This is a genomic window from Sinomicrobium pectinilyticum (assembly GCF_003725735.1).
In the GTDB taxonomy this organism is placed as follows: Bacteria; Bacteroidota; Bacteroidia; order Flavobacteriales; family Flavobacteriaceae; genus Sinomicrobium; species Sinomicrobium pectinilyticum.
This window is the reverse complement of the sequence record NZ_RJTM01000116.1, coordinates 72,685-83,968: the sequence shown is the minus strand read 5'-3', so window position 1 is coordinate 83,968 and position 11,284 is coordinate 72,685. Positions and strand designations below refer to the sequence as shown.

The 11,284-nt window shown below is 45.9% G+C and carries 7 protein-coding genes; all 7 read right to left on the bottom strand.

The window, feature by feature from the left end; genetic code table 11:
* Positions 1-168 precede the first annotated feature (168 nt).
* Positions 169-1,830 carry a sialidase family protein gene (locus tag ED312_RS17595; protein ID WP_123217340.1) on the bottom strand — a complete coding sequence of 554 codons (1,662 nt, stop codon included), beginning with the start codon at positions 1,828-1,830 and terminating at the stop codon, positions 169-171.
* 47 nt (positions 1,831-1,877) lie between these two features.
* A complete protein-coding gene (locus ED312_RS17590; protein ID WP_123217339.1) occupies positions 1,878-3,326 on the bottom strand; it encodes a sulfatase in 1,449 nt (482 codons plus the stop codon).
* A gap of 11 nt (positions 3,327-3,337) precedes the next feature.
* Positions 3,338-5,959 (bottom strand): sodium:solute symporter family transporter, encoded by a 2,622-nt coding sequence (locus ED312_RS17585; RefSeq protein WP_123217338.1) that lies wholly within the window; start codon positions 5,957-5,959, stop codon positions 3,338-3,340.
* 3 nt (positions 5,960-5,962) lie between these two features.
* Entirely contained in the window at positions 5,963-6,898 is a 936-nt protein-coding gene (locus ED312_RS17580) for a dihydrodipicolinate synthase family protein (protein ID WP_123217337.1), read from the bottom strand.
* Positions 6,899-7,106: 208 nt separating this feature from the next.
* Positions 7,107-8,609: a PKD domain-containing protein gene (locus ED312_RS17575; RefSeq protein WP_123217336.1), complete on the bottom strand. Its 1,503-nt coding sequence runs from the start codon at positions 8,607-8,609 to the stop codon at positions 7,107-7,109.
* Between the two features lie 8 nt (positions 8,610-8,617).
* Positions 8,618-9,814 (bottom strand): sialidase family protein, encoded by a 1,197-nt coding sequence (locus ED312_RS17570; protein WP_170164551.1) that lies wholly within the window; start codon positions 9,812-9,814, stop codon positions 8,618-8,620.
* Between the two features lie 19 nt (positions 9,815-9,833).
* The gene (locus ED312_RS17565) at positions 9,834-11,270 is read right to left on the bottom strand and encodes a RagB/SusD family nutrient uptake outer membrane protein (RefSeq protein WP_123217334.1); all 1,437 of its coding nucleotides are present in this window, start codon (positions 11,268-11,270) and stop codon (positions 9,834-9,836) included.
* Positions 11,271-11,284 lie beyond the last annotated feature (14 nt).

Sequence of the window (11,284 nt, the reverse complement as noted above, 5' to 3'; positions counted from 1 at the left end):
ATAGAGGTCCCCTATGGGGGCTAGCCAAAGCCACCTTCTTAGAAGGTGTGATTTTTACTATAAAAGGTGATTTATGCCATAACTACATTTTTAACATCTTTGCCATTTTCGGTCTGCATACAGGTTTTATCGTATTTTCATCAGGGAATTTTAGGGTTTGTCATCCGGTCATTTGACATCGTTCATAATAGAGGTGATATCAACGGTTTGAAAGGTCATATCCGCCTGGCTCCCTTCATACAGGATGCCAATCGTATTTTTATCCACGGAAGCAAGGGAGGAATATCCTCTTCCCGAACCTTCATCCAGTAATATCCAGTACTTTTCCGGCCATGTTTTACCATTGTCCAGGCTTGCTTTGATTGTCATATTATTTCGTTTCTCCCTGGAATTGGGATTGGAAAAGAACAGAATTGATTTTTTTTCTCCTTTGTCCATGTATTCATGTTTGTACAGGGAGCCCATACATACGGGTTCGATCAGTGCCCCATGTGAAGAAGAGTGCGTGGTCCAGGTAGTCCCCATATCTTGTGTTATGGCAACGGCCCTCCCGTTGGCTTTCCCCTTTTCTTTTCTGTTTCTGTTGTCCCTCATATTAAGCATTAATGTACCGTCGCTGAGTTGAACTACAGCACATTCCGTAGTATTATGGTTTGCAGGATTGCTGGTTTGCCAGTGCTTACCGCCATCTGTACTGTAGGTAATATTGGAGAACGGAAGCCCGTTGGCATCGCGCCCCTGGGTGGGAAATACCAGGGTGCCATCGTGCATAGTAATACCGTTCCCGGGAGCGGGTGCCCATAGCCACCAATCTTCTTTTTTACACATCTGGGTAAGGTTTACAGGGGCTTTCCAGGTGAGCCCGTCGTCCGTACTGGAGGAGAGGAGGAACTGTGAAGTTTCCTTTACCCCGAACCCGGGCTGAGATCCCTTATTCTTCCATTGATGATTCCAGGAATCGCTGGTTTCCGTAAGCCCGGTTATCCACGCCCCGTTCTTGTTAAGTACTCCGTGCATCCACAGCCCGGCCACAAAAATTTGCCCTGTATTTTTATCTACCAGCAGGGAGGCATCACTTACACCATTAAATTTTTCCGGGAGCCCTCCCCATGTATCACGATCAAGGACCACCCTGTGATCTCCCCAGGTATTTCCCCCGTCCGTACTTCGGCTGATCCCTATATCGATATTTCCCTGCAGATCCCTTGAATTTTCATATCTCATATCATACCCTGCAATTAAGGTGCCGGTATTAGTTGTTATGAGCGATGGAATACGGTATGTGTGTACCCCGTTATCTCCGTGCTTTCTTACTGCTACTCCCAGGTTTAATTTTTTTGTTTCCCCGGAAGGGACAGGCTGCGGTCTTATTTCTGCAGAGTCTGTTTTCACCATGTTGCATGTTATGGTCATTGTATGGGAAATATCCGCTTTATTTTTCAGTTTTACAGAAACCCAAAAGAAATTTTCGCCCTTTTTCAGCAACATATTACCTTTGAGGTTCACCACCGAGGCGATTTTCCCGGAGGTAGCGAAAACCGGGCTGTCCGGGGTAATGAATTTATCTCTTCCTTCTACGGCATATACGGTTATACTTTCGATATCGTCCGGGATTGTTTCTCCGGAAAGGTCTATGCTTATGCCGGACAGATGGGTCGGTGTCAGGGAATCCCGGTCTTGAATTTCCAGCAATAGCACGTGATTGTATGGTTTGGACTTCAGGATCGGGTACGTAAACCGGTGTTGCAGGACCTTTATATCCTCTTTTACTGCTTTACAGGAGGAGAAGGCCAGGTATAAAAGTAACAAATGTAAGAGTCTGTATTTCATTTTCTATGTTTTTGTTTGATGACTGAAAGTTACCTGCCGGGTTTATATTATGGTATAACAATATCCGGTACGGGCAATTTATTACGGGTTGGCAGATAGTGTGTGAGGCTGTCCTTAATCCTATCGTATGAAGAGATTTCCGCCAGGTTTTCCCACTCGTGCGGGTCCTCTTTAATGTTATATAATTCTTCGGTTCCGTCGTGATACCGGATGTATTTCCATTGTTGACTTCTTACAGCATGGTTTTTATAACCGTATGTGAGACGAACAGGGGGATGGTCCGTTTTTTCTCCGTTCATAAGTTTTACGAGACTGTTACCTTCCAGGTCATTCTTTTCAGGCAGTCCCGAAAGTTCATTAAGGGTAGGGTAGATATCAATTAGACTCACGGGAATGCTTACCCGGCCACCTTTTCTTATACCCGGCCCGGCGATAATCATCGGAATACGGGCGGCCTTATCCCATAGAACAAATTTTTCCCAATGTTGTTTTTCCCCGAGATGATACCCGTGATCGGACCAGATCACAACGATCGTGTTTTCTGCGTGTTTACTCTTATTCAGGGCATTGAGCAATCTGCCTATCTGGGCATCGGCAAAAGTACAGGATGCGTAGTAAGCCTGTAATGCTTCCTTGTATTTGTTTTTTCCGTCGGGACTTCCCCTTCTGATCGTGTTGTAGATAAAAGGTTTGCCTTTTTCCAGAATTTCCAGGGCCCCTTTCGGAAGGTCTTCGAGATCATCTTTACGAAGCTTGGGAAGGACCAGGCTATCTATGGGATACATATCAAAATATTCCTGCGGGACATAGGTGGGCATATGTGGCCTGAAAATACCCGCACCCATAAAAAAAGGAGGTTCAACGGAGTCCAGTTTTTTAATTAACCAGTCCACGGACCGTATATCCGGGTGTTGATGGTCCTTATCATAGACCCTAGCACCCCAGTCAAAGGGAATGCTCGTGGGGGTACCATCTCTGTCCCCGCCTATCCATACCGGCAGCCCATTTAGTTTTTCCGGTGGAGGCTCGTCCGGGTAGGGAGGAAGTTTTAAAAATTCATCAAAAGCGTCATCATCATGGAAGGCATGGTTCATTTGATGATGATAAATTTTTCCGGCCCCGATAACCCGGTACCCGTTTTGTTTAAAATATTCGGGAAGGGTAATAGCATGGGGAATGGCTGCCCTCCAGTCGGTCTGGTTACCGTATATTCCCGTAGAGGAAGGATAGAGCCCGCTTAATATGGAAGCTCTCGAAGGGTTGCATGCCGGGGAATTACAAAAAGCGTTCGTGAAAAGAATACCCCGTTCGGCTATCCTTTCCAGATTGGGTGTACGGATGTGATAGGTAGTATCCAGGAGATTGATATTGCCATTCATATCATCAATGGCAATAAACAAAACATTGGGTTTATCATCAATTTTGCCTCTTTTATCATTGCACGATAACAGGCATATACTCAGAAGTGTTAAAGCAAGAGATATTTTGTATACCATATGATTACGTATTAAATTTTCGGTTTTCCTTCCGGGGATTTCCCCAATACCAAACTGAATAAATATCCGGATATACAACAGGTAACTACTCCGATAAAGGAGAACATCAGAAAGTGGATATTGGTATGCAGGCTTATAAACCAGGTAGTGATGACGCTGAGTAATACTCCGGCAAGTGTACCGGTAGCATTGGCTTTTCTGGTCAAAATCCCCAGGAGGAACATACCACCCAGTCCGCCCGTAAGGAACCCGATGAATTTAAAGAACTGGTCCCAGAGTGATTTTATATTGGCATTAGCCATCCAGAGGGCCAGTAGAAGGCCTGAAGTTCCGATGATAACAGTCCCCGCACGGGCTATCTTTAAAAGCTTTCTATCGGCAGTGCCCGGGGCAAAACGTTTGTAAAAGTCATTGCACAACACGGTTGCAGTCGAATTTAAACTACTGCTGATACTGGACATGGCGGCCGAAAAAACGGCGGCTATCAGCAAACCTGAAACCCCTGCAGGGAGTTCATGGACGATATACCAGGGAAATATAGAATCGCCGTTAGACAGTTCCAGAGGTAATTTTTCGGGTTTCAGGGAGTAAAAAACATAGAGCAGTGTCCCGATACTGAAAAAGATAACAGTAGCGGGCAAGGTCATAACGGCATTGGTATACAAGGTGCGTTTGGCATCTTTTACGGTAGCACTGGTAAGGTAACGCTGAACCACAGTCTGGTCTGTTCCTTGTGTAATTAGTGCAGATCCCAAGCCTCCCAATACCACCACCCAGAACGTTGGCTTGCTCAAGCTCAAGTCCCAGGAAGTTAACCGGAGTTTTTCCCTGTTCTCCGCCAGGGAAAACATTTCCTGTGGGCCAAGGTCCGTATGTAGAAATATCCAGGCGATGGATAAAAATGCACCGCCCAGCAAAATAACTACCTGCAGTACATCCGTCCAGATTACGGCTTCTATTCCGCCATATGCAGTATAAAAAATGCATATGACCCCCATAATAATTACACTTGTTTCTACAGGAATTCCGGTAACAATGGAAATAGCGAGCGAGGGCAACAGCAAAATAATCCCGATACGCCCCAGCTGGAATAATAAAAAGGACAGGCTGCCGATAGCCCTGGCCGTATAATTGAAACGGTTCTCCAGGAATTCGTAGGCTGTGGTGATGTTGAGTTTATTGAAATAGGGGATAAACCATCTGGCGATGAAAGGAGCCATGCAGATCATCATGATATTGATCAGGAAATACGACCAGTCCGTCAGAAAGGTTTTTGCAGGGATAGCCATGAAAGTCAATGCACTGAGCAAGGTGCCGAATACACTGATCCCCGCTGCCCACCAGGGGATGCGTCCGCCTCCCTTGAAATAATCGGAGGTGGAATGTTGTTTTCGTGAAAAATAAATTCCTATACCGGCCATAACAAGAAGATAGAGCGCAATAATAATATAATTTGCCAGCCCGAATGACACCGGTTTGCGTGAGAGGCTCAATCGTATTACCTCCGGAGTCCGGATTCCCGGAGATGCTTCCCCGGAGACAATATAAAAATGGTCTTCCTTAGAAAACCCCAGCGTTGTTACGGGCAAAGGTTGTGGCAGGGTATCCCGTACAGACCATTTTCCCGTAATCGTATTCAGCGCTACTATCTGATCGCCGAAACCGGGGTGGTTTTCCAGAATACTGTCCCGGTGCCGGATGTTTTTTTGTCTTTTCGGAGAGGAGGGAGGAAGTTCCTGAATACTCTTATCCAGTTGTTCCAACAGAGCGAAATATTTTCCGTCCGAACCTCCGAGCATTAAGATGTGCATATTTCCTGCGGGCATGGCCGTTCCCCCCATAATAGTCCTTGATGTGCCATTGACACATATATTTTTTTCCGGGCTCCATACATTGTTGTCCGGATCATAACTCAGGTAAGTTTGTAACAATTGTGTCGGTTTTCCGCGAACAACATTCCGTCCGCCGATCACCAGTATCTGTTTGCCGTTTTGTGTTTCCTGTACGACGCTGCAATGCAGACTTCTGGGAGAACCCGGAAAATTGTCCATCTGTTCCCAGGCCTGGTTTGTGTTGTATTTCCATCGGTATACCGTATTATAAGCACGATCGTTGTCTTTGCCACCTATGGCATAAACATACTCTCCGGCGAGTACTGCGGACAAATAACATAAGGGTCGGGGAAGGGGAGGACAGGATTTTATTTTAATACCATTATCGTATTGTAATAAAAAGACCTGGTCGCTAATTCCGTTTTTGTGGTTTCCCCCGATACAAAGGATGCCGTTGGGTATGTTTACGGATGCCCCATAAGCTAAAGGAGAAGGTAAGCGTATCGGGGATAACCTCCAGGTACTATCTTTAAAAACATAAATATCCTTGCTCCAAACTTTTTCTCCGCCTTTCCACGGTGGTGCATCCGGAAAATTAGCTCCTCCCGCAGCAATAATAACATTGTTGTGTGTACCACCCATCATGCCCGCATACCCGGGTTGCGGTTTGGCTATACCTGGTAATTCCGGAAGGAAGTTCACCACAACCTGATCACTATTTTTTTGCTGGGCGCCGAGAGAAAGGGAAAAAGTCAGCATCAGTAAAAAAACGTATAAAAATAATCGCTTAATAAAAAACATAGATTATTGTTTATCGGGGTTGGTTTTCAATTCGTTGAAAAAGCCCAGTTGGTCAAGTTCGGAATATAATTGGTCATAATTTTTTGAAGAAAGGGGCAGAACGGGCGATTTCGTTTCTCCGAAATCATGCCCTATCATTTTCATGATGGCTTTTTGGGCGGCCAGGCCGTCATATTGCAGAAAGGTATCTATAATCTGTGTTATTCTAAAATAATTTTTATTAGCATCCTGTCGATTTCCATTCTGGTAGTCTCTGATGATTGTCTGGTAGATCGAAGGCATGAAATTGTACGTACTGCCGATAAAAGTATCTGCTCCCATGGCTAAAGCCGGCAGAAATAGCTCATCTACCCCGAAGAGCATCTGGTACCTGTCCCCGTACAACCGGCTACACAACATAAAGTCATTGAGGGCGGGTGAGGTGAATTTTATTCCGCCCAGCTGAGGCAGACGGTCACCCAGTTTGTCCAGTAAGAGATGCATTTTAAAGTGTAGCCCGGTCTTTCCGGGGATATGATAATACATAAAGGGGATGCTATCCTGACAACCGGCTATTTTTTCGATACCGCAGATCAGCTGGTCCAGGCTGGTAATAGGATAATAAGACTGCAGGGTGGCCGATACTCCGTCGGCCCCGGCCTCTACGGCGTGTTTTGTCAGTTCGTTGCTGATGGCATAGCTGTTATGGCTTACATTGACAATTACCGGGACCCTTCCGTCTATGGCCTCTATATAGGTCTCGGTAATCTTAATCCTGTCGGATACTTTCAACAATAATCCTTCCCCGGTACTTCCCATCAGGTAAAATCCCCTGATCCCGTTCTCGATCAGGTAATTGACGAAAGGGGATATAACCTTGGTGTTAACGGAACCGTTTTTGTGAAACGGGCTAAAACCGGCGGCTATTAACCCATTGAAATTTGTCTTTTTATATTTCATGAAATTGTATTGGCTTATGTCTGTTTTTTTAGTTGATATGTGCTGGAAAATCAGAACGGGGACCGCCCCGTTCCGAAAATCCGTTAACTAAACTTAATGCACTGTGAAAACAATTGATTTGTATTGACTTTCTTCATTTTTCAGAAAGGCTTCCGCGATCCGTTTTAAACAGGTCTTATTCTGGCGATCATTGGCTATTGATTTTGTGTTATAATTGAGATAAAAATGTTATTTCTTCATCGGTAAGGGCCTTGTTGTATATTATCAGTTCATCAAGCATTCCTTTGAAGAATGTTTTATATTCCCCTATACCTCCTTCTTGTGCACCTATTTTGAAGTTTTGTTCATTGGATACTTCCTTGACAACAGGGGCATTTCCTTGTACGGCAAGCATACCGTCCACATAAATGCTGGAAGAAAGTCCTTTTCGGACACAAACTACATGGTGCCACCCGCCATCTGCGAGCCCTCCGGGGATCTCGTTTAATCCTGCATTCTGAATGGAACCTCCCCCGGAATCTTCGACGGCAAAACGAGCGAGCCTGTCGGTCAGATTATCTCCTATGCGTAACCAGGTCTGATTGTCCCTGGAGCCGTTAGCCCCGCTTTCCTGCCATACCATCATTTTTGAATTATCTGTTGTTTTGATCCAGACGGCAACGGAAAAATCGGATGTCCCGAAGTTTAATGCCGGATGGTCCGGGATAATAAGTGCACCCGAACCACCGAACACAGCTGCATTCCCGGATTTTCTGTCGGCTCCGTCAAAAGTTACACCACCGGTATTTTCCACAACTAAATGATTTGGCCCGGCATCGGAGGGATTACCGTCATAAGGATAGTAGGCAGCGAGGTTTTCTCCTGGAATAACAATTATATATTCTTCCTTTTCCAGGGTTGACGTATTTTTTTCGTTGGATGCCGTCAGGGTAACTCTATATTTCCCAGGTACAGCGTAGGTAATTGTGGGGTTTTGTTCCGAAGATACGGATGGAGTACCTCCTTCAAAAGTCCATGACCATGAAGTGGCCAAACCTGCAGAGCGGTCCTCAAAGGCAACCTGGCCACCGGAATATGTACCATAACTGTCCGCCGTAAAATCTGCCTCAATACTATTGGGGTCCAGAACCGTAATATAGTCTTCTTTTATAAGGACTTCAGAGGTCTCCGGATTGGAAACAACCAGTTTTGCATTGTATATTCCCATTTCCATAAATGTTACTACCGGATGCTGCTCGGTTGCAGTCACTGTAGTGCCATTCTCATTCTTAAATTCCCATTTCCAGGTTTCGGCAATTCCCCCCGATTTATCGGTGAATTTCACTTGTTGCGATGCGAGTATGGTTGTTTTGTCCGCATCAAAATCGGGTACAAGGCTACCATAGGTTACGGTAATGAAATTCTCCTTTTCTGTTGTGTTGCTGTCCTTACTGTTAGCGATTTTTAGCGACACAGTATATGTGCCCGGCCGGTCATAGACTATTGTCGGACCTGACAATACGGATTCGGAAGGTATCCCTCCTTCAAAAGTCCAGTTCCACATTGCCGGTCCGCCGGAAGATTTGTCGGTGAAAACTATACTGTCTCCGGCCGCTATTGTTGTGCCAGTTGTTTCGAAAGCGGCCTGCAGGGGCATTTGATCATCATCATTACATGCCGTAAACATGCAGATGCCTGTGAGTAATAACCATAAGGCTGGTGGTGTTTTCATGTTCTTCTTTATTTGAGTTCGGTTAGGGGAACAGTTTCAAAGACGATACTTTCATAGGGCCTTCCTTCACCTCCTTCGTACAGGATCCCTATTTCGGATTCAGATATGATTACCAGATCGGAATAAGCAGAGGGACCGGGATGGATGATCTTTTGTTTTGGCCATGACGCTCCGTTATCTTCACTCATTTTCAGTGTCATGTTCACTCTTTCCGTGCTTGCCGCATTAGCAAAAAACAGCCTGTAGGGGGTAGTGTCCGATGTAACCATACTTCCCTGGCAATGCGGGTCGGTCAGGGCATATACGGTCTGCGGATCGGTCCATGTCTGTCCGCCATCGTCACTTGTGCTAATTCTTCTGGCATTTGCGGCACTTGTCCTGATATTCAGCATGAGTTCCCCGTTCTCCATTTCGGCGACAGTACATTCACCGGATTGTGCCTTCGGAGCGGGATTGCCGGATTTCCACGTGACACCGTGGTCATCGGAATAAATCACATGGGAATAACTCTCCGCTTTTCCGTTTCTGCGCACGGTAAAATAATTCGGAGAAATCAATCTGCCCTTGTATTCTCCTTTCTGAAGCTGAATACCATGAACTGGTCCTGTACCGTACCAGTCCCAGGTATCATCTTTAACCGATGATGTGATCTCTTCCGGTGAAGTCCAGTTTTGACCATCGTTGTCGGACCAGCTGTAGTATACTCTCCGGGTATCTTTTCCGGTAGCCGAAGTGAGTTCGCCCCAATCGTCATCACCGTGGTTCCATGTCATTAAGAGATGTATTCTGCCTGTTTCCGTATCAACGATAGGGACAGGATTACCACAGGTATTGAGCCCGTCGTCCCATATCATTTGCATGTCACTCCAGGTTTTTCCATTGTCGGATGAAGATTTCACGACGAGATCGATGTCGCCGGAATCCCCGTTACTTTTCAATTTTCTGGCCTCCGCAAAAGCAAGCAATGTGCCTGCTGTGGTTTTTACGATAGCCGGGATGCGGAATACCTGGTAACCATCGGTGCCTTCTTCGTAGACAAGGGTCTTTCCGTCTTCTTCTCCTCCGGGAGGAGTAACAGGGTCATCGTCCGTCTGGTCTATCGGATCATCTGTTTCCGGGTCCGCGCTGTCCTGCCCGCAGGCAGAGAGGGAACACAGGATTGCCAGATAACAGTAGAATAAAGATATGAGCTGTCTGGTTTTCATTGTTTTCGGTGTTTTTGGCTTATTCATAACCTTCGGTTTGTTTTAAATTGGGATTGCGGTCGATCTGAACGACCGGTATCGGGAAGTAGAGCGGGACACTGGTTCCCGACAAGTTGGGCACTTCATTATAAACATCAATGGTTCCGGCGTGGTGAAACCGAAGAAGATCGGGCCATCTTTTAAGTTCGAGATAGAGTTCCCTGAACCGTTCTTTGAGAATTTCGTGCTCTACGGCATTTTTACCCGTACTCCCGTTATAGTTTCCGATCTGTGCCCGGTTGCGTATTTTGTTCAGTTCGTCAATTGCTTCGCCCGTTCTGTTCAGTGCGGCCAATGCTTCGGCCCTGAACAAAATCATCTCCGCTAGTCTGTATACGATAATATCGGAATCGTACTGGCGGTTTTCGGCAACGATGGTTCCCCTCATCTTGTTGTCGAAGACCCCTATTACAGAGTTGTCTGCCGCTATGGCCTTGATTATAGAAGCATCGGCACGTATATCATCTGGATTTTCAGCAAAGGCGGATTCAATTTTCGGAGAGGGAGCATAACCGCTCCTCGCCCCGCTTCTTGCATAGGGGATATCATCGAAATTTACGGCATCGCGGACAAAAATATCCCTGGGTTTAAGGTTATCGCTGTAATGATCATCTTTTTCATCAAATTCGAAATGCAGTGTGAAGATGACTTCTTTACCATTCCGGTTTTCCGTATCGTAAATTTTAGAAAAGTCGGGTTCCAGGCTCAGGCCGGCACTTGCGGCATCGGCACTGGATATGGCCTCTTCCAGGTCGGTATTGTTCCCGCCCAGCACTTTAGCTTTCCAGAGCAGTGCATCTGCCCTCAGTGCATGCGTAGCGGCTTTGGAGGCCCTGGTTTTGCTGATAAGTCCATTACCGGGAAAGCGTTCCAGGGCCAGGTCGATATCCAGAAGTATCTGCGCCATTACCTCATTTTTAGATGCTCTGGGAAGTTGCGGTTTGGAGTCACTCTCGGTAGGTTCGAGTTCTAGGGGGACATCTCCCCAGGATTTTAGCAGGGTGAAATAAGTAAAAGCCCTGATAAAATGCGTTTCTGCCAAAATCTGGTTTTTATCATCCTGCTTTTGAAATTCTATATCAGCCGAATACTTGAGAAGTAGGTTGCAATGATGGATGAGATTGTAAAAATCCAGCCAGTTGGGGGCATTCTGGGGAGTGAGGTTCTGGTTCCATGCGGTAGATAAACCTGCCTCCAGCCCGGGTATAAAAGTGTCGCCCCGGTCTTCTGAGTAATAGGTAGTATTCTGTACGCTGCGAAACTTGTTGTAGATACCGAAGAGATAACTTTCTACATCTCCTTGTGAGTTCCAGTATTGATCGTTGGTAATATCGGATATGGTGTCAACCTCGGTCAACTGGCAACTTCCGAGGGTCAAAGCAGACATAGCCAATAATATATATTTTATTTTTTTCATGAATAGAAAGCTTT

Excerpts from the sequence above, each read along its gene's own strand:
- ED312_RS17595 (WP_123217340.1), bottom strand. The coding sequence starts at position 1,830 with ATGAAATACAGACTCTTACATTTGTTACTTTTATACCTGGCCTTCTCC.
- ED312_RS17590 (WP_123217339.1), bottom strand. The coding sequence starts at position 3,326 with ATGGTATACAAAATATCTCTTGCTTTAACACTTCTGAGTATATGCCTG.
- ED312_RS17585 (WP_123217338.1), bottom strand. The coding sequence starts at position 5,959 with ATGTTTTTTATTAAGCGATTATTTTTATACGTTTTTTTACTGATGCTG.
- ED312_RS17580 (WP_123217337.1), bottom strand. The coding sequence starts at position 6,898 with ATGAAATATAAAAAGACAAATTTCAATGGGTTAATAGCCGCCGGTTTT.
- ED312_RS17575 (WP_123217336.1), bottom strand. The coding sequence starts at position 8,609 with ATGAAAACACCACCAGCCTTATGGTTATTACTCACAGGCATCTGCATG.
- ED312_RS17570 (WP_170164551.1), bottom strand. The coding sequence starts at position 9,814 with ATGAAAACCAGACAGCTCATATCTTTATTCTACTGTTATCTGGCAATC.
- ED312_RS17565 (WP_123217334.1), bottom strand. The coding sequence starts at position 11,270 with ATGAAAAAAATAAAATATATATTATTGGCTATGTCTGCTTTGACCCTC.